The following is an 18,956-nucleotide window of genomic DNA, read 5'->3' as shown; positions in this document are numbered from 1 at the left end:
GACCTGCGCTGCGCGGCCAGACGTCGCATCATGGAACCGATGCCCCCCGACCACAGTTTTGCTCCGACGCAGCTCGCGGCCCGCGCGGCGTACCTGCTGCGGGGCAATGACCTGGGCATCATGACCACCGCAGCCCCGCTGTTGTACCCGCACATGTGGAGCTGGGACGCGGCGTTCGTGGCGATCGGGCTGGCACCGTTGAGCGTCGAGCGCGCCGTCGTCGAACTCGACACCCTGCTCTCGGCGCAGTGGTCCAACGGGATGATCCCGCACATCGTGTTCGCCAACGGAGTCGACGGCTACTTCCCGGGGCCGGCGCGCTGGGCCACCTCCGCGCTCGCCGTGCACGCGCCGCGCAACCGGCACACCTCCGGCATCACCCAGCCGCCGGTGCACGCGATCGCCGTGCAGCGCATCGTCGATCACGCCCGGACCCGTGGCCGAACCGCCCGTGCGGTCGCCGAGGCGTTCCTCGATCGCCGGTGGGACGACCTAGTGAACTGGCACCGCTGGCTGGCGGACGCGCGTGACCCGCAGAAGCATGGCCGGGTCACCCTGTACCACGGCTGGGAGTCCGGCATGGACAACTCACCGCGCTGGGACAGCGCCTACGCCAACGTGATTCCGGGCAGCGTGCCGGAGTACCAGCGCGAGGACACCGCGATCGTCGCCGACGCCACCCAGCGCCCGTCCGACCTGGAGTATGACCGCTACCTGTGGCTGCTCGAGGAAATGAAGTCGGCCCGCTACGACGACGAGTTGCTGCCCAAGGTGATGAGCTTCGCGGTCGAGGACGTGTTCGTCTCGGCGATCTTCGCGGTCGCATGCGATGTGCTCGCCGAGATCGGCGAGGACTACGGCCGCCCAGACGCCGACGTGCGCGAACTCTACGGGTTGGCCGAGCGTTTCCGCCGCGGGGTCATCGACGCGACCGACGAAAGAACCGGCGCGGCACGCGATTACGACGTCCGCGCGGACGAGTGGGTGGCCACCGAGACGGTCGCGCAGTTCGCTCCGCTGCTGTGCGGCGGCTTGCCGCACGACAGAGAACGGACGCTGGTGAAGTTGCTGGAGGGCCCGCGGTTCTGCGGACATCCCGACCTGAGATACGCCGGCATTCCGTCCACGTCGCCGGTGTCCCGCGACTTCCGGCCGCGCGAGTACTGGCGCGGTCCGGTCTGGCCGGCGATGACGTGGCTGTTCTCCTGGTGCTTCGCGCGCCGCGGCTGGGCCGAACGCGCCCGTCTCCTGCGCCAGGAAGGTCTACGCCAAGCCAGCGACGGGGCGTTCGCCGAGTACTACGAACCGTTCACCGGCGAGCCGCTGGGCAGCATGCAACAGTCGTGGACCGCGGCCGCGGTGTTGGACTGGCTGGGCTGAATGGGCTACATGGTCGGACTCCTCAACGCGTCGTCCCGCCGCTTGATCGTCGTCCGACGGCTACTCGGCCAGCCGCTCGAGCGGGGCGATCGCCTTGGTCAGCGTCTCGAGGTCTTCCGGGCTCAGTTTGGCCAGCAGGTTGGCCAGGTGGGCGCGGCGAACCTCGAGCGCCTCCTGATGCTGCGCGCGGCCTTCCGGGGTGATGTCGACCAGCACCGCCCGCAGGTCAGACGGGTCACGGGACCGTTTCACCAGGCCCAACTTCTCCAGCCGGCGGATCGCGACGGTCGTCGTCGGGGTGCGCACGCGCTCGTGGGTGGCCAGGTCGGTCATCCGCATCGGCCCCTGTTCGAGCAGCGTCAGCAGGATCGACAGCTGGGCCAACGTCAGGTCTGCGGCGTCGTTACGGGGGGTGTCGCTGCGGCGCAGCACGGAGAAAACCCGCGACAGCACCCGCTGCAGCTCTCCCGACAGCTCCGCGACCTGCGGTTCTACGACGTCCGCCATAATTTCGGCAGTCTAACCTGTCTGACGCTGCCACGATGCGTGACGGGCACGTAAGTTCAAAGCACTTGAGAGAGGAACCGCTGCAGCCGATCCGTTTCGGCGGCGTCGAAGAGCTGCTCCGGCGGCCCGGCCTCCACCACCTTGCCGTGGTCCATGAACACGACGGCGTCCGACGTCGACCGCGCGAAGCCCATCTCGTGGGTGACCACCACCATCGTCATGCCGTCCGCGCCGAGGTCGGCGATCAGCGCGAGGATTCCCTTCACTAACTCCGGATCGAGTGCCGAGGTGGCCTCGTCGAAGAACATCACCTGCGGCGCCATCGCCAACGCCCGCGCGATCGCCACCCGCTGCTGTTGCCCGCCCGACAGCGTGGTCGGCCGAACTTGGGCTTTGTTGCGCAGCCCGACCCGGTCCAGGTGCGTCATCCCCAGCTCGCGGGCCTCGTCGGCGCTGAGTCGTTTGAGCTTGCGCGGCGCCAGCGTCACGTTGTCCAACACGCTGCGATGCGGAAACAGGTTGAAGTTCTGGAACACCATCCCGATGCGCTGGCGCAACTGGTCGGGGTTGTCGGCGAGCACAGAGCGACCGTCGAGCAGGATGTCCCCGCGGTCGGGCTCATACAACCGGTTCAGCGTCCGCAGCAACGTCGACTTGCCCGACCCCGACGGGCCGATCACCGCCGTGGTGCTGCCCGCGGGCACGTCGATGTCGACACCGCGCAGCACCGGGTTGGGGCCGAAGGACAGGTGAAGATCGTTGGCGGCCAACGAGACCGGCTCGAAGTCAGCCATCAGATCATCTCCTGAGACGCGGACAACTCCAGCGGATCCTCCTCGGCCGGCCGACGCCCGCGCCGCAGCCGGTTGTCGATGTAGTTGACCAGATGCGTCAGCGGCACGATCAGCATCAGATAGAAGAACCCCGCGGCCACCAACGGCGACAGGTTGCCCGTCTGGGCGTTGAGGTCGCGCCCGACCTGGAACAGCTCACGCTGATCGGCCACCAGGCCGAGGAAGTACACCAGCGACGACGCCTTGAGCAGCGAGATGAACTGATTCATCAGCGCGGGCAACACCCGTCGCACGCCCTGCGGGATCACCACCAACCGCATCGACGTCGGGTACGAAAAGCCCAATGCGCGTGAGGCTTCCAACTGACCGGGTTCGACGCTCTGGATGCCGGACCGCAAGATCTCGCCGACGTACGCCGCGGCCATCAGGCCCAACGCGGCAATGCCCAGCGGGTAGGGGTTGTTGCCGGTCAGCCCGCCCACGACCGGCCCCAGACCCAGGCCGATCAGCAGGATGATCACCACCTCGGGCAGGCCGCGGAAGATGTCGGTGTACACGCGGGCCGGCCAGCGCAGCCAGCGATGCCGTGAGATGCCGGCGACCGCGAGAACCATGCCCAGCACGACGCCGATCACCGCGGCGCTGACGGTCAGGATCAGCGTGTTCGGCAGGCCGGTCTTGACCAGATCCGGAATCGCCTGCCGGTACAGGTCCCAGTCCAGGAAAGCATCCTTCAACTGCGCCAGAGTCGATTTCGGCGCTGCCGGCGCCGCGGGCACACCTTGGTTCTCGGCGGCGATCGCGTTGAAATCCGGCAACTCAGGCACCGGCGCCGCCTTCGAGCCGGGCTTCCAGCCTGGCGGCAGTGCACGCGGCACCCAGTCGGAGTACAGCCGCGCCCAGGTGCCGTCGGCGATCACCGCGTCCAGCCCGGAGTTCAATGCGTCGATGAGGGGCTGGTTCTCCTTGGCCACCGCCCATGCGACGAAATTGTCCAAGCTGAACGTGTTTTCGATGATCTGCGCCGGGTCGCCGGGCTGCACCGTGCCCGACGCCTGCTGCGACGGCGCCACCCACGCGTCGATCTGGCGCGTCTTCAGGCTGGCGTAGACGGTGTTGTAGTCCGGGTACTTGACCGGCTGCAGACGCAGCGTCTCGATGACGTACGACTCCTGCACCGTGCCCTGCACGACCCCGATGCGCTGGCCGGCCGCCAAGTCGGCGAAGCCGGAGATCGGCGAGCCGGTCGGCACGACGAGCGAAAAGTAGCCGAAGTCATAGCCATTCGTGAAGCCGACCGTGCGCCGGCGCGCCTCGGTGGTGGTGATCGAGGACGACCCCACGTCGAAGCGGTGCGCCGCGACCTGTGCCAGCAGCCCCGAGAACTCGGTGCCGACGAAGTTGATCTGCAAGCCCAGTTTGTCGGCGACCGCGCGCAGCACCTCGTTGTCGAAGCCGGTGAACTGGCCGGCCGAATTGATGCAGATGCTCGGAGGCGCATCCGACAGCGTGCCGACGGTCAGCGTGCCGGGCTGACTCAGCCCCAATGCGTCGACGTTCACCGCCGACAGCGGTTCGACGCCGGCGGTGGTGTACCGGTCCTCCTCGGGGCCCGTTGCCGCCGCGGCGAGGTTGGTGGGTAGCGCGCTGGCGCTTTCGATGCCGGGCGGCGCACACTGATCGACTTGGGCGTGTGCCGGCCCGGCGAGGCCGACACCGGTCACCAACACCGCGGTCAGCGCCAGTACCGAAGTCCTGCAGAGCCGCACGAACGGGGTCACCCCAGCAACGTATCCGTCAGCGGCGCGCCCACACCGCGTTGGGCTCGATCAGAACGCAACCGACGAGGCACCTGCGGCGCGCAGCACCCCGCGGCGCACTAGTTCGGCGAGCATGATCCGGCCCATCAACTCGCTGCGGTCGACGCATGCACCGCGGGCGGCCGCCTCGTCGCCGCGGCCGATCGCGGCGGTCTCGTTCTCGTAGTACGGCAGCATCTCGTCGTGGTTGCTGAGATACGCGACCCAGAATTGGGGCGGTACGAAGGCTTGCACCGACCTGATCAGTGCGGCCAGCCGGGGACCGGCGTACGCGTCGGTGATCACGCTGCGGTACTGCCAGGCTGCGTCGTGAAAACCGCGGGACTCGCGGGTGCTGCGCAGCTGATCGGTCAGCGCGCTCAGCCGGTCGACCACGCGCGGGTCAGGATCGGCCGCGGCGCGCGCGGAGGCCATGCCGGTCAGAAAGCCGTGCAGCTCGTGGTGTTCGCGGATGAAGTCCTCGTCGAAGCGTTCGACGAATGCGCCGCGGTGATACCGGGTGGACAGGATGCCGTCGTGTTCCAGTTGCACGACGGCTTCCTGGATCGGCACGCGCGACAGGCCGAGTTCGTGCGCGATCTCGTTGCGGTCGATCCGATCACCGGAGCGGAGCTTGCCGGTCAGGACCATGTTGACGACATGCGAGACCACAAGGTCTTTTTCCTTGACCCCGTACTTCTTTGGCATGGGTGGGATCGCTCTCCCCGACCTCCGGTGGGGGTACCCCCACACTTGCGCGGTGCGGCGACAGTCTCTCACGCTGCCCGGCTTGCCGTTGGCCGTTACGCCGCTTCAGCCGCCTTCGTTTTGACGACGGTCGCGCCACCGGCAGAGCGCCTCGGCGTCGGACAACTCGTAGTCGGGTCCGTTGACGCCGACCGTCAACATCGTGACGCCGAGGTCGGCCAGCGCCCCGGCTTCGGTGAGCAACGCGTCGACGCTCTTTCCCGACACACCGGCCGACCGCTCGATCGCCGCGGGGTCACGACCGACGTCCGCGCAGTGGCCGGCGAGGATCTCGGCCTTGCGCGGATACTCGGCGCTGTCGGAGAAGCTGTGCCAGATGTCGCCGTACTCGGCGACCAGCCGCAGGGTCTTCTTCTCCCCGCCGCCGCCGATCAGGACCGGAATGTCGCGGGTGGGCTGTGGATTCAGCTTGGCCAGCCGCGACGTGATGCGCGGCATCGCCGCGGCGAGGTCGTCGAGCCTGCTGCCCGCGGTGCCGAACTCGTAGCCGTACTCGTCGTAGTCCTTCTGCTTCCAGCCCGAGCCGATCCCGAGGATCAGCCGACCGTCGCTGATGTGGTCGACCGTGCGCGCCATGTCGGCGAGCAGTTCCGGATTGCGGTACGAGTTGCATGTCACCAGCGCGCCGATCTCGATGCGCGACGTCTGCTCGGCCCAGGCGCCCAGCATCGTCCAGCATTCGTAGTGCGCGCCGTCGGGATCGCCGTAGAGCGGGAAGAAGTGGTCCCAGTTGAACGCGACGTCGACGCCGATGTCCTCACAACGTCGGACCGCGTCGCGGATGTGGCTGTACTTCGGGGAGTGTTGCGGCTGCAGTTGCACGCCGATGCGAATGGGGAAGCTCACCCAAGCGAGCGTACTTACCCCCAACAACCCGCGAAACCGACGAAATGGCTGCGAAACCGGCCGCGAAACAGCCATTTCGTCGGTTTCGACGCCAGTGGGACTAGACGCCGATGTTCCCGTCGGCCTTCCACACCGCGACGACAGAGGGCCGCGCCGTGCCGTTACCGCCCTCCGGCCACCGCGACAGTGGGGCATCGATGCTGTTGTCGTCGTGCTCGCCAGGATGTTGGACGCATATGGTGACAACGTCGTCGGTGACGACGGGACCGCACGTCTCCGCACCGAGCGGAACGGTGAGGAACTGCCGGGTCTCGCCGCGGTTCGGCCCGTCCAACGCGACGGCGAACAACCCGTCGTTGGAGTTCAGCGCGTTGCCGTCGGTGGAGATCCACAGGTTGCCGTGGCTGTCGAACGCCAGATTGTCCGGGCACGAGATCGGGCTGACCCTGGTCTTGTCGAACCCGGCGAAGTAGGTGTCGGCGGCCGCGGGATCGCCGCACACCAGCAGCAGTTCCCAGGTGAAGTCGGTGCCGGCGTGGTTGTCGGTGATCTCGAGGATCTGGCCGTTCTTGTTGTCGTTGCGCGGGTTGGCCGCATCCGCGGGTGCTTCGCCCGCCGCGCCGCGCTCGTCGTTGTTGGTCAGCGCGACGTAGACCTTGCCGGTCTTGGGGTTGGCTTCGAAGTCCTCGGGGCGGTCCATCTTGGTGGCGCCGGCCTTGTCAGCGGCGATCCGCGTGAAGACGGCGGCCTCCTGCGCCGAGACGCCGTCGACGAGCGACTCGGCTCGATCATCCGGTCCCGAATGCAGCAGCGGGACCCACGTGCCGGTGCCCGTGAACGCGCCGGTGGACGGCGGCTTGCCGGAGCCGTCGATCTCGTTGGCCGGGATATCGCTGGAGAGCTTGGCGACATAGAGCGTGCCCTCGTCGAGGATCGTCATGTTGTGTGCCATCGCGGCGGCGTCGCGACCGGGCCGAATCTTCTTGTCCGACACGAACTTGTACATGTAGTCGAAGCGTTCGTCATCGCCGGTGTAGGCGACCACGGTGCCGTCGTCGGTGACGTAGATGCTGGCGCCCTCGTGTTTGAGCCGGCCCAGCGCCGAGTGCTTGACCGGCGTCGAGTTCGGGTCCCACGGGTTGAGTTCGACCACGTAGCCGAACCTGTTGACCTCGTGGGGATTTCGGGCCAGGTCGAAGCGCGGGTCGAATGTCTCCCACAGTAGCTCGGAGGGTTCGGCGGTGATGCCGTAGCGATCCCGGCGGTCGGCGTCGACGGGTCCGGGCCCAGGCGCCGAGGTTGCGCCGCCGAAATAGGAGTCGAAGTTCTCCTCGCCGGACAACACGGTGCCCCATGGGGTGACGCCGCCGGCGCAGTTGGCGAAGGTGCCCGCGACGGTACGGCCGTCGGGGTCGGCCTCCGTCTTTACGAATTCACTGCCTGCCGCGGGACCGGTCAACGTGAACGGGGTGTCGGCGGTGATGCGCCGGTTGTAGCGGCCCGATACCGGTGTCAGGCCGTTCGGCGTGCTTTCGACCTCGACGACGCCCATGCCAACTGCGGCGATCTCCACCTCGAACTGCTCGCGGGTGGGCTTGTCCGCGTCGTAGCCCGGGAACATGAACTGCGGAGTGACGTACTCGAAGTTGGTGACCAGCAGGAAGCGGTTCGGCTGTCCCGGGATCGGCAGCAGGCCCGCGAAGTCGTTGTTGAAGCCGAACTGCCCGCGTTGAGCGGCACCGCTCTGGTTGTTGACGTCGAATGGGGGTGCGCCCGGCAGCACCGGGTCGCCCCAGCTGATGACGACCGCCTGGCGGTAACCATCGGGGATGACGACAGCGTCTTCACTGTTGGGAGCGACCGAGGCGAACCGCATGCCCGCGGGCGGGTCGGCCGGTGGGGCCGGCGATGTCGGCGCTGGCGCGGGTTGGTCGTCGCGGCCGCACGAGGCCAGCGCACTGGCAGTGCCGACGGCCAGCACCGCGATGCCGCCGGCCCGCAGCATCGACCGCCGCGACACCGCCTTGACGACGTCGCCGAAGTACTCGTTGCCGCTGGTGTTGGGGACCGGCTTGGAGCAGGCGTCGCCGCACTTGTAGCGGCATGTCACATGCTGGCGCTTCGACTTCCCGTCATGAGCGACGAACAGGTTCAGCGGCACGAGCGCCATATCGGCAGGGTCCTTCCGTCGAGTCGGCCGAGGGCTGAGCGGCCGGACGCGCGGAAACCTACGACAGCCCGACCAGCAGTCGGCAAGCAGAAGATGAACAGGAGACTAACTGGGCGTTTGCCTTAACAGCAAGAACATTTGCTAACTCGGCGCACAGTGGGCACGCTGGGAAGCATGACCGAACTCGACAGAACGTTCTGGGAGCAGCGGTGGGAGACGGTGGCGCACACGGCAGGCATGTCGACCCCGAACCGAACGCTGACGGATGCTGTGGTGGGACTTCCCGCCGGACGTGCGCTTGATGCCGGCTGCGGTCTGGGCGCTGACGCCATCTGGCTCGCGCAGAACGGATGGGCCGTCACCGCAGTCGATTTCGTGGACAGTGCGCTACAGTGCGCCCGCGACCGTGCCGAACAGATGGGACCTGACGTCGCGGCGCGGATCGAGTGGCGACAGGCGGACCTCAGCATCTGGGCCCCGCCGCCAGGCGCGTTCGACTTGGTGACGACGCATTATCTGCACGGAATCGCCCAGCGCGACTCGTTGTTTCGACGGCTCGCCGCCGCAGTGCGGCCGGGTGGCACGCTGCTGGTCGTCGGACATCACCCCTCGAATGCCGACATCTCCGGCGGCACAATGCCGGACGCGGTGTTCTTCACAAGCGCCGACGTGGTGTCGGTGCTCGACGAGGGGTGGGAGCTCCTGACGGTTGACGACGCCGTGCCGCGTCGCACGGCCGACCACGGAGGAGCGGAAATCACCCTCCGGTCAGCGGTGGTCAGGGCTCGGCGAGTACACCACTGAGGATCTCGATCAGCTTGCCCGGTTGGTCGCTCTGCACCGAGTGCCCGGAGTCCTCGACGATCTGGACGTCCTTGAAGCCCGGTGCGTTCCGGGCGAACTCTGCGGCGTCGTCATCGTTGACGAAGAACGAGTTCGCGCCGCGCACCAACGTCGTCGTCACCGCGAGCCGCGGCACGTCCTCCCACAAGCCCTCGAAACCGTCGCCCTTGCGGATGGAGTCGTAGCGCCAGGTCCAGGTGCCGTCCTCGAGCCGCTTCGCGTTGTGGAAAACCCCACGCCGCAACGACTCCCGGTCCCGGTGCGGCGCCGCGGCGACGGTCTTCTCCAACATCGCATCGAACGACGGGAAGACGCGGTCGCCCTGCACCAGCGCGACGGTGCCCTTCTGCGCCTCGGTCATCTCGGTGTGCCGCTCCGGCGCCGACGGCGTCACGTCGACGAGCACCAGCCGACGCACCAGGTCGGGCGCCGTCACTGCGAGCCGCAACGCGGTCAGGCCGCCGAGCGACATCCCGACCACCAGATCGGCGTCGGCCGCCAGTTCGCGGACCACGGGTTCGATCGCCGCCGCATTGCGCTTGGGGCCGTAGTCGCCGTCCTCCCGCCACGCCGAGCGGCCGTGGCCCGGCAGGTCGATGGCCAGCGCCGGCTCGCTGAGGCCGACGATCACCGTGTCCCAGGTGTGCGCGTTCTGACCGCCGCCATGCAGGAACACCACCCGCGGGGAATTGTCGCCGAACTTCAGCGCGCTGATCGGCCCGACGTCGACGCGTTTCACCGGCGGCACCGCATCGACCCCGGCTTGGCGCGCGTTCTCGTCGAGGAAGATGAACTCGTCGAGCGCAGCCAGCTCGTCGTCAGGCGAGATCTCGGTCACGAAATGACCCTACAAAACGCGATTTGTGGAGCCCCAGCGGCGCTCACCGCCGGTAAGACTCCACAAGTCGCAGGGGGAGAGAGGGTCAGCCCTCGATGAACGTCTCGAGCTGCGCGCGAGCCACATCGTCGGGCAGCTGCTTGGGCGGGCTCTTCATCAGGTAGGCCGACGCCGCCTCGACAGGGCCGCCGATGCCGCGGTCCTTGGCGATCTTCGCCGCGCGCACCGCGTCGATGATCACGCCGGCCGAGTTCGGCGAATCCCACACTTCGAGCTTGTACTCCAGGTTCAGCGGCACGTCACCGAACGCGCGCCCCTCCAGCCGCACGTAGGCCCACTTGCGGTCGTCGAGCCAGCCGACGTGATCGGACGGGCCGATGTGCACGTCCTTGGTGTTGAACTCGCGCTGCAGGTTGGACGTGACGGCCTGGGTCTTGGAGATCTTCTTCGACTCCAGCCGCGAGCGCTCGAGCATGTTGAGGAAGTCCATGTTGCCGCCGACGTTGAGCTGCATCGTGCGGTCGAGCTGCACGCCGCGGTCCTCGAACAGCTTGGCCATCACGCGGTGGGTGATCGTCGCGCCGATCTGGCTCTTGATGTCGTCGCCGACGATCGGCACCCCGGCGTCGGCGAACTTCTTGGCCCACACGGGATCTGATGCGATGAAGACCGGAAGCGCGTTGACGAACGCCACGCCGGCGTCGATCGCGCACTGGGCGTAGAACTTGTCGGCCTCCTCGCTGCCGACCGGCAGGTAGGACACCAGCACGTCGACCTCGGCGTCCTTGAGCGCCTTGACCACGTCGACCGGATCGGAGTCGGAGACCTCGATGGTGTCGGCGTAGTACTTGCCGATGCCGTCGAGCGTCGGGCCGCGCTGCACGGTCACGTTGGTCGGCGGCACGTCGGCGATCTTGATGGTGTTGTTCTCGGACGCGAAGATCGCCTCGGACAGGTCGAAACCGACCTTCTTGGCGTCGACGTCGAACGCGGCGACGAACTTGACGTCGCGCACGTGGTACGGGCCGAGACGCACGTGCATCAGACCGGGCACAGTGGCCGTCTCATCGGCGTCCTGGTAGTACTGCACGCCCTGTACGAGCGACGACGCGCAGTTGCCCACGCCGACAATCGCGACCCGCACCTCTCCGTTTGATGCCATGACGCCTCTTCCCTTCGTAATCCCTGTCGTACTTGGTTCGGTTTTGCCTAGGGCTGCACTGCGTTGTCCGAGCGCCCCTGGCTCAGACGTTCCGCCGCTATCAGCTCGTTGAGCCATTTCACTTCGCGCTCGCTGGACTCCAACCCGAGCTGATGGAGCTGTCGGGTGTACCGGTCGATTGAGCTGCTAGCCCGCGCGACGGCTTCACGCAGACCCTCACGGCGTTCCTCTACCTGACGACGACGCCCCTCCAGGATCCGCATCCGGGCCTCGGCCGGGGTGCGGTTGAAGAAGGCGAGATGGACGCCGAAACCGTCGTCGGAGAAGTTCTGTGGGCCGGTGTCGGCCACCAGCTCGGCGAAGCGCTGCTTGCCCTTGTCGGTGAGCTGGTAGACGCGCCGCGCCCGGCGCATCTTCGGGGTGCCGTCCGGCGCCGCATCCTCGACGATGAGCCCGTCGGTCTGCATCCGCCGCAGCGCCGGGTACAGCGAGCCGTACGAAAACGCGCGAAAGGCGCCGAGCAACCCGGTCAGCCTCTTGCGGAGTTCGTAGCCGTGCATCGGCGATTCCAGCAGGAGTCCCAGGATGGCCAATTCCAGCACCGAGGACACCCCCTTAAGAAATCGCAGCTCGTCCGTTACGGCGGTTCGACACCTCGCACCATAGTATCGCGCCGATATATTCGGCGCGAACATCGGGTTACCTTCGCGCGAACGGTCGGGCGTCAGCCGGGGTAGTGGACCTGCTTGACCGTGCCGTCGCCGGCCAACTCGATATAGCCGCTGCCGAAGTCGCTGGAGACGTAGACGTCGATCGACAGCGCGCCCGGTGTGGTCGGGTCGTCGGCCGAATCGATGCTCAAGTAGGTGCTGTCGACGTCCTCGGGCTTGATACCCACTGTCTCGGGGGCGCCCCGCAAGACGCCGACGACGGCCTTGGCGTCGAACTTGCTCAGATCGACCTCGACGGCGTCGCTGGTCTTCGAGCTCGACGTCGGATCGTCCCAGCCGCCGCGGTAGCTGTAGATGAGCTCGCGACGGTCCTCGTTCGGGTCCGGCCGGGTCAGCGACGCGTAGTCCGGATAAACGACGAGGCGGTAGCCGTTGGTGTCGCCGAAACGCTGTTTCATCTGCTCCAGAAGACCCGTCAGCCCGCCGAGCGAGTGCAACTGCTTGGGCGGGGTGAGCACCACCGGGGCGATGCCGTCGGACTTGGCGCCCGGGTCGGACGTGAAGTTCAGCGGTGACGGAGTGTTGCCGTACAGACCCCAGCCGATCGCGATGCCGAGCACCACCAACACACCGGCCACCGCAAGACGCAAACCCCAGCCGCCGCCGATCGATACCGCCCGCGGCTTCTTCAGCGTCGGAAGTTGCACCGGCGCATTCCCGGTCTGAAGGTCGGCCACCAGCGCCTGTAGTTCGCCGAGCGTCATCGCGGTGGTCGCGGCCTTGACCCGCTCGCCGTGCTCGGTCATCGACAGCTGGCCCTCGCTCAGCGCGCTGTCGAGGATCTGGCAGGTGTCGTTGCGGTCGCTGTCTTTCGCGCGTTCCCGGTGTCTGTCGGCCAGACCAGCTCGCTGCCACGTCGATGATCGTAGAAGCAAAGATCAGCCGACCTTCAGCGGATGAGGCCCTGCGAGGTCAGCACGGCCAGCAGCGACCCGTCGGAGCCGCGCAGCGAGCCGTACGCCGAGACGCCTCCGTTGGCGACCGAACCGCGCGACTCCAGCAGCCGCCACGCGGTCGACGGCACCAGGTGCGCCCCGGGCTGCCACACCACGCTGAGGTCCAGGCTCAGCAGCCACGCGTCGACGAAGCCGCAGACCTTGCCCGGCGCGTCGAAGAGGTGGGCGTCGGCGTGCAGCACGTCGGCGATCTGCGGATGCTCGAGAGGGTCGCTGAGATCGCCGGGGGCCCCGCCATCTGTGCTGACCCACAACGCCACCTCCGGCCGACGATCCGCGAAGTGGGCCAGGCTCGCCGGGTAGTCCACGCCGCGGCGCTGGGCGAACCGCAGCGACGGGTACTCCTCGCCGATCCAGTCCAGCGACGACCCCGCCGATGGATCCGGTAGCGGTGATGCCGCGGTGCCGTAGCGCTCGAACGGGATGGGCGCATCCACCGACGGCGGTCCGAGCCAGCCGTCGGCGAACCAGCTGTTCGCGATCAGAATCGTGCGGCCGCGCTGGCGTACGGTCGCTTCGACGGCCGCGGCCGTACGACCGCCGCGGATGCTGCGCACGTCGATCTCGAGCGGGCCCGGTGCGCCGCCGTCGACGAAGGTCACCGACAGCGACGCCGCCGCCGGGCGCCCGCTGTGCGCGAACATCGCGGCCAGCGCGAGCGCCGAGGTGTAGCCGCCGAACGCGCGGCCGTCGAAGCACCAGCGCTCGGGAAGCTCACGGGCGAAGCGGCTGACGCCGTCACCAGCCGGGGCACCGTCGAGGGCGAAGTCGCGCCCGTCCAGCATGCAGTTCTCCTGAGGTTGACGGCATACGGCGAATGTCGGTGCCGTATGTCCAGATCAAACACCTTAGAGATGGCCTGGACCGCGCCGTCACGCTCCGGCAGTCGCATCGCCGACGTACTCTGGTCCTCGTGCGATTGCAGCGACAGGTGGTGGACTACGCGCTTCGGCGACGGTCCCTGCTGGCCGAGGTCTATTCGGGGCGCACCGGCGTCTCCGAGGTCTGCGACGCCAATCCCTATCTGCTGCGCGCCGCCAAGTTCCACGGCAAGCCCAGTTCGGTGACTTGCCCGATCTGCCGCAAGGAACAGCTCACCCTGGTTTCGTGGGTATTCGGTGACCATCTGGGCCCGGTGTCGGGTTCCGCACGAACCGCCGAGGAGTTGGTCTTGCTGGCATCCCGATACGACGAGTTCTCGGTACACGTGGTGGAGGTATGCCGCACCTGCAGCTGGAATCACCTGGTCAAGTCGTACGTGCTCGGCGCGGTCCCGCCAACCGGAGGTTCTCGGGGTTCACGCAGCACTCGGACCGCGCGCGAGCGTGCGCGCACGGCCAGTGAATAGCGAAGGGCGCCACGACCGGTCAGTCAACGATGTCCGTTCCGGACGCGGGGCTGATGGCGTGAGCGCGTCACACAGTCCACAGCAACGCCCACCCGGCGGTCCCGCGAAGGGACCGCGCCGGTCGGCGCCGCCCGACGATCGGCACACCGCGGTGCTGCCGCCGGTCCGCGAGGCGCGACCGCCACACCTGCGCGACCCGGTCGACGTCGTCAAGGCCGCGCTGGACGGCACACCGGCACCCAAACCGCCGGCGCCGCCGCCCCCGCCGCGCAGGCCACCCGGCGGTGGGGGACCTCCGAGCGGGCCGTCGGGTCCGCGGCGCAACCTGCCCAAGCAGATCAACTGGAAGTGGGTGCGTCGGGGGTTGCTCGCCGGCGCGGTCGTGTTCGTCGTGCTGCCGCTCGTCACGTTCGCGATGGCCTACCTGATCGTCGACGTGCCCGAGCCGGGCGACATCCGCACCAACCAGGTGTCGACGATTCTGGCCAGCGACGGCAGCGAGTTGGCGAAAATCGTTCCGCCCGAAGGCAACCGCGTCGACGTCAACATCGACCAGATCCCGGTGCAGGTGCGCAACGCGGTGATGGCCGCCGAGGACCGCAACTTCTACTCGAACCCGGGGTTCTCGTTCACCGGTTTCGCGCGCGCGATCAAGAACAACCTGTCCGGGGAAGACCTGCAGGGCGGGTCGACGATCACCCAGCAGTACGTCAAGAACGCGCTCGTCGGTTCCGAGCGCTCGGGTATCGGCGGCCTCATCCGCAAGGCCAAGGAGTTGGTCATCTCAACGAAGATGTCCGGCGAATGGTCCAAAGACCAGGTGCTGCAGTCGTATTTGAACATCATCTACTTCGGCCGCGGTTCCTACGGCATCGCCGCCGCGTCAAAGGCGTACTTCGACAAGCCGGTCGAACAGCTCAACGTCGCCGAAGGCGCACTTCTGGCCGCGTTGATCCAGCGGCCGTCCGGACTCGATCCCGCGGTCAACCTCGAAGGCGCCACCACGCGGTGGAACTGGGTGCTCGACGGCATGGTCGAAATCGGTGCGCTCTCTCCGCAGGAACGCGCCGCGCAGGTGTTTCCGGCGACGGTGCCGCCCGACCTGGCCCGCTCGCAGAACCAGACCACCGGGCCCAACGGCCTGATCGAGCGGCAGGTGCAAAAGGAACTGCTCGAACTGTTCGACATCAACGAGCAGACGTTGAACACCGAGGGCCTGCAGATCACCACGACGATCGATCCGGACGCGCAGGCCGCCGCAGTAGACGCGGCGACGGAGTACCTCGACGGCCAGGATCCCGACATGCGCACCGCGATCGTGTCGATCGATCCGCGCACCGGCGGGGTGAAGGCCTACTACGGCGGCACGGACGCCAACGGCTTCGACTTCGCCCAGGCCGGCCTGCCGACGGGTTCGGCGTTCAAGGTGTTCGCATTGGTCGCCGCGCTGCAACAGGGCATGGGGCTGGGCACGCAGATCGACAGTTCGCCGCTGGAAGTCAACGGCATCAAGATCACCAACGTCGAGGGCGGCGGCTGCGGCACCTGCAACATCGCCGAGGCGCTGAAGCGCTCGCTCAACACCAGCTACTACCGCCTCATGCTGAAGCTCAAGAACGGGCCCGAGGACGTCGCCGAGGCCGCCCATCAGGCCGGCATCGCCGAGAGCTTCCCCGGTGTCGAACACACGCTGTCCGAGGACGGCAAAGGTGGTCCGCCCAACAACGGGATCGTGTTGGGCCAGTACCAGTCTCGGGTGATCGACATGGCGTCGGCGTATGCGACGTTGGCGGCCTCGGGGGTGTACCACAAGCCGCATTTCGTGCAGAAGGTCGTCAACTCCGAGGGCGAGGTGCTGTTCGACGCGTCCCAGCAGGACAATTCGGGCGAGCAGCGCATCGACAAGAAGGTGGCCGACAACGTCACCAGCGCGATGCAGCCGATCGCCGCGTACTCCAACGGTCATGCGCTGGCCGGCGGGCGGCCGTCGGCGGCCAAGACGGGCACCAACCAGCTCGGCGACACCGGCGACAACCGCGACGCATGGATGGTCGGCTACACCCCATCGCTGTCAACGGCGGTCTGGGTGGGCACCACCGAGGGCACCAAGCCGTTGGAGAACAAGTGGGGTGCGCCGATCTACGGTTCCGGTCTGCCCTCTGACATCTGGAAAGCCACCATGGACGGCGCACTGGAGGGCACCGACGTCGAGGAGTTCCCCGAGCCCGAGGAGATCGGCGGCTACGCGGGGGTACCGCAGGCACCCGCCCCACCCTCGACGACGGCTGCCCCGCCGACGACGCCGACGCCACCGTCGCAAACCGTCATCCAGCCGACGATCGAAGTCGCGCCGGGCATCACGATTCCGTGGGGCCCGCCGACGACGGTGCCCGTCGGACCGCCGGCACCGCCGGCCCCCGCGCCCGGACCGGTCGGCGCGCCCGTGCCCGCGCCGCCGGGAGTACCGCCACCGGGACCGGTCGGAGCACCCGTAGCGCCAGGCGCGCCCCTGCCGCCTCCGTGACCGAGGTGGGGGGCGAGGAGACCGGCGAACCGTCGACCGTGTCGCCCGGCACGCCGGCGCGCGACCTCAGAAGCCTGGACGACCGCGACCTGCCGAGCCGCACCGACGCGATCGGCTCCGCGCTATCCGAGGTGATCGGCGGCCCGGTCGGCAGGCACGCGCTGATCGGCAGGCAACGGTTCCTCACCCCGTTGCGGGTGATGCTGATCATCGCGCTGGTGTTCCTGGCGCTCGGGTACTCGACGAAGGCCGCATGCCTGCAGACCACCGGCACCGGCACCGCCGATCAGCGGGTCGGCAACTGGGACAACCAGCGAGCGTATTACCAGCTGTGCTACTCCGACACGGTTCCGCTCTACACCGCCGAACTGCTGAACCTCGGCAAGTTTCCGTACAAGTCGAGCTGGGTGGAGAAGGACGCCACCGGAGCGCCGCGAATCCAGTACGACGGCAACATCGCGGTGCGGTACATGGAATATCCGGTGCTGACGGGGATTTACCAGTACCTGTCGATGTCGCTGGCCAAGACCTACACCGCGCTGACCAAACTGGGGGCGGTGCCGGTCATCGCCGAGGTGGTGATGTTCTTCAACATCGCCGCGTTCGGGCTGGCGTTGGCGTGGCTGATCACGGTGTGGGCGACGTCGCGGCTGGCCGGGCCGCGACGGGTCTGGGACGCCGCGTTGGTGGCGGCGTCACCGTTGGTGATCTTTCAGATCTTCACGAATTTCGACGCGCTGGCAACGGCTTTCGCGACCGGCGCGCTGCTGGCCTGGGCACGGCGAAAACCGGTGCTGGCTGGCGCGCTGATCGGGCTCGGCGTGGCGGCCAAGCTGTATCCGCTACTGCTGTTGGCGCCGCTGGCGGTGTTGGCGGTGCGCACCGGCAAGCTGAGGGAGGTCGGCAAGACCGCCGCGGGCGCAGTGCTGGCCTGGCTGGTGGTCAACCTGCCGATCATGGTGTTGTTCCCGAGGGGGTGGTCGGAGTTCTTCCGGCTCAACACCCGTCGGGGCGACGACATGGACTCGATCTACAACGTCATCAAGTCGTTCACCGGCTGGCGCGGTTTCGATCCCGACCTCGGCTTCTGGCAGCCGCCGACGGTGACGAACACAGTGTCCGCGATCCTGTTCGTATCGTGTTGCATCGCAATCGCTTACATTGCGTTGACCGCCAAGCGGCGGCCGCGCGTGGCGCAGGTGGCGTTCCTGGTCGTGGCGGCGTTCCTGTTGACCAACAAGGTGTGGAGTCCGCAGTTCTCGCTGTGGTTGGTGCCGTTGGCGGTGCTGGCGCTGCCGCACCGGCGAATCCTGTTGGCGTGGATGACGATCGACGCGTTGGTGTGGGTGCCGCGGATGCTGTACCTCTACGGGGAGGCGAACCGGGGCCTGCCCGAGCAGCCGTTCACGATCACCGTGCTGCTGCGCGACATCGCCGTGGTTGGGCTGTGCGCGTTGGTGATCCGCCAGATCTATCGTCCGGAACTGGACCTCGTGCGGGCCCGCGGGGTTGTCGACGACCCGGCGGGGGGAGTGTTCGACGGGGCGCCGGACGCGCCACCGCGCTGGTTGCCCGACTGGCTGCGGCCGGACGCGTCGAGACTGCGCACAGATCGCGAATCCGCGGAAGATCGCGATCTGACTGCAGTTTCGAGATAGACGGCCCGCTGTTTGGCACCGCCGCCGCTTCGATTGTGAAACCACCTGCGCGACACGCCGTCGAAGCGCAGCCAGTTGCACAATCGGTGAAGCGTCAGGGGGTGACGGCGAACAAGCGCGACTGGGTACGCCCTTGAGTTCATTAGGGACGCCGAACAGCGCGATTTCGCAGATCAGCGCGGTTTCCTGTAGCCTGGGCCGGTTGCCGACGCAGGCGACCCTCCTGCCACGGAACGACCGTGGCCGACAAGACCGTAGGAGGTGATGAGGTCTTCATGCGTCCATACGAAATCATGGTCATCCTCGACCCCACCCTTGACGAGCGCACCGTGGCTCCGTCGCTGGAAACGTTCCTCAACGTCATCCGCAAGGACGGCGGCAGCGTCGACAAGGTCGACATCTGGGGCCGCCGGCGGCTGGCATACGAGATCGCCAAGCACGCCGAGGGCATCTACGCCGTCGTCGACGTCAAGGCCGAACCCGCGACTGTGACCGAGCTGGACCGCCAGCTCAACTTGAACGAGTCCGTGCTGCGGACCAAGGTCATGCGGACGGACAAGCACTAGTCCCGAGAACAGGCTGTACGCGTCGGAGTGCTTCCGTAGGCTCGCCTGCGACCACTCGCCTGAGCT

At 67.6% G+C, this 18,956-nt stretch carries 17 protein-coding genes; 6 read left to right on the top strand and 11 right to left on the bottom strand.

Annotated elements, in window-relative coordinates; all coding sequences use genetic code 11:
• The first annotated feature begins 39 nt into the window (after positions 1-39).
• A complete protein-coding gene (ggh, locus tag AU185_RS01255) occupies positions 40-1,380 on the top strand; it encodes a glucosylglycerate hydrolase (RefSeq protein ID WP_059100773.1) in 1,341 nt (446 codons plus the stop codon).
• A gap of 60 nt (positions 1,381-1,440) precedes the next feature.
• Here ggh and AU185_RS01250 read toward each other — a convergent pair whose 3' ends face one another.
• From AU185_RS01250 to AU185_RS01225, 6 genes are all read right to left on the bottom strand, one after another.
• A complete protein-coding gene (locus AU185_RS01250) occupies positions 1,441-1,887 on the bottom strand; it encodes a MarR family winged helix-turn-helix transcriptional regulator (protein ID WP_059100498.1) in 447 nt (148 codons plus the stop codon).
• A 56-nt stretch (positions 1,888-1,943) separates the two neighbouring features.
• Complete coding sequence (locus AU185_RS01245) at positions 1,944-2,681, bottom strand: amino acid ABC transporter ATP-binding protein (protein WP_059100497.1); 738 nt, start codon at positions 2,679-2,681, stop codon at positions 1,944-1,946.
• Entirely contained in the window at positions 2,681-4,426 is a 1,746-nt protein-coding gene (locus AU185_RS01240) for an ABC transporter substrate-binding protein/permease (protein WP_502687725.1), read from the bottom strand. The genes AU185_RS01245 and AU185_RS01240 overlap by 1 nt, the downstream gene beginning before the upstream one ends.
• A gap of 84 nt (positions 4,427-4,510) precedes the next feature.
• Positions 4,511-5,188: a GntR family transcriptional regulator gene (locus AU185_RS01235; protein ID WP_059100496.1), complete on the bottom strand. Its 678-nt coding sequence runs from the start codon at positions 5,186-5,188 to the stop codon at positions 4,511-4,513.
• Between the two features lie 105 nt (positions 5,189-5,293).
• Positions 5,294-6,094 carry an LLM class F420-dependent oxidoreductase gene (locus AU185_RS01230; RefSeq protein ID WP_059100495.1) on the bottom strand — a complete coding sequence of 267 codons (801 nt, stop codon included), beginning with the start codon at positions 6,092-6,094 and terminating at the stop codon, positions 5,294-5,296.
• Positions 6,095-6,194: 100 nt separating this feature from the next.
• Positions 6,195-8,264 (bottom strand): PhoX family protein, encoded by a 2,070-nt coding sequence (locus AU185_RS01225; protein ID WP_059100494.1) that lies wholly within the window; start codon positions 8,262-8,264, stop codon positions 6,195-6,197.
• A 174-nt stretch (positions 8,265-8,438) separates the two neighbouring features.
• Here AU185_RS01225 and AU185_RS01220 point away from each other — a divergent pair, with 174 nt between their 5' ends.
• A complete protein-coding gene (locus AU185_RS01220) occupies positions 8,439-9,068 on the top strand; it encodes a class I SAM-dependent methyltransferase (protein WP_059100493.1) in 630 nt (209 codons plus the stop codon).
• Here AU185_RS01220 and AU185_RS01215 read toward each other — a convergent pair.
• The 5 genes from AU185_RS01215 to AU185_RS01195 form a co-directional block, all read right to left on the bottom strand.
• Positions 9,043-9,945, bottom strand: a complete 903-nt coding sequence (locus AU185_RS01215; protein ID WP_059100492.1) for an Rv0045c family esterase — start codon at positions 9,943-9,945, stop codon at positions 9,043-9,045. The genes AU185_RS01220 and AU185_RS01215 overlap by 26 nt on opposite strands.
• An 85-nt stretch (positions 9,946-10,030) precedes the next feature.
• Positions 10,031-11,107, bottom strand: coding sequence for an inositol-3-phosphate synthase (locus AU185_RS01210; RefSeq protein ID WP_059100491.1), 1,077 nt, complete (start codon positions 11,105-11,107; stop codon positions 10,031-10,033).
• A gap of 47 nt (positions 11,108-11,154) precedes the next feature.
• Positions 11,155-11,709, bottom strand: coding sequence for a PadR family transcriptional regulator (locus AU185_RS01205; protein ID WP_059100771.1), 555 nt, complete (start codon positions 11,707-11,709; stop codon positions 11,155-11,157).
• Positions 11,710-11,831: 122 nt separating this feature from the next.
• Positions 11,832-12,713 (bottom strand): DUF1707 SHOCT-like domain-containing protein, encoded by an 882-nt coding sequence (locus tag AU185_RS01200; RefSeq protein WP_156425353.1) that lies wholly within the window; start codon positions 12,711-12,713, stop codon positions 11,832-11,834.
• A 14-nt stretch (positions 12,714-12,727) separates the two neighbouring features.
• The gene (locus AU185_RS01195) at positions 12,728-13,579 is read right to left on the bottom strand and encodes a thioesterase family protein (protein WP_059100490.1); all 852 of its coding nucleotides are present in this window, start codon (positions 13,577-13,579) and stop codon (positions 12,728-12,730) included.
• A gap of 128 nt (positions 13,580-13,707) precedes the next feature.
• On the opposite strand from AU185_RS01195, the gene AU185_RS01190 reads away from it, so the two are divergent.
• The 4 genes from AU185_RS01190 (at position 13,708) to rpsF (ending at position 18,890) form a co-directional block, all read left to right on the top strand.
• The gene (locus AU185_RS01190; protein ID WP_059100769.1) at positions 13,708-14,142 is read left to right on the top strand and encodes a DUF5318 domain-containing protein; all 435 of its coding nucleotides are present in this window, start codon (positions 13,708-13,710) and stop codon (positions 14,140-14,142) included.
• Positions 14,135-16,666, top strand: coding sequence for a transglycosylase domain-containing protein (locus AU185_RS01185; RefSeq protein ID WP_082683678.1), 2,532 nt, complete (start codon positions 14,135-14,137; stop codon positions 16,664-16,666). The genes AU185_RS01190 and AU185_RS01185 overlap by 8 nt, the downstream gene beginning before the upstream one ends.
• A gap of 38 nt (positions 16,667-16,704) precedes the next feature.
• A complete protein-coding gene (locus AU185_RS01180; protein ID WP_059100768.1) occupies positions 16,705-18,324 on the top strand; it encodes a glycosyltransferase family 87 protein in 1,620 nt (539 codons plus the stop codon).
• A gap of 275 nt (positions 18,325-18,599) precedes the next feature.
• Positions 18,600-18,890 (top strand): 30S ribosomal protein S6, encoded by a 291-nt coding sequence (rpsF, locus tag AU185_RS01175; RefSeq protein ID WP_014818429.1) that lies wholly within the window; start codon positions 18,600-18,602, stop codon positions 18,888-18,890.
• The last annotated feature ends 66 nt before the right edge of the window (positions 18,891-18,956 follow it).

This window comes from Mycobacterium sp. GA-0227b, assembly GCF_001499855.1.
Taxonomy (GTDB): Bacteria; Actinomycetota; Actinomycetes; order Mycobacteriales; family Mycobacteriaceae; genus Mycobacterium.
The sequence above is the reverse complement of the archived record's forward strand: the minus strand, read 5'-3'. Positions and strand labels throughout refer to the sequence as shown.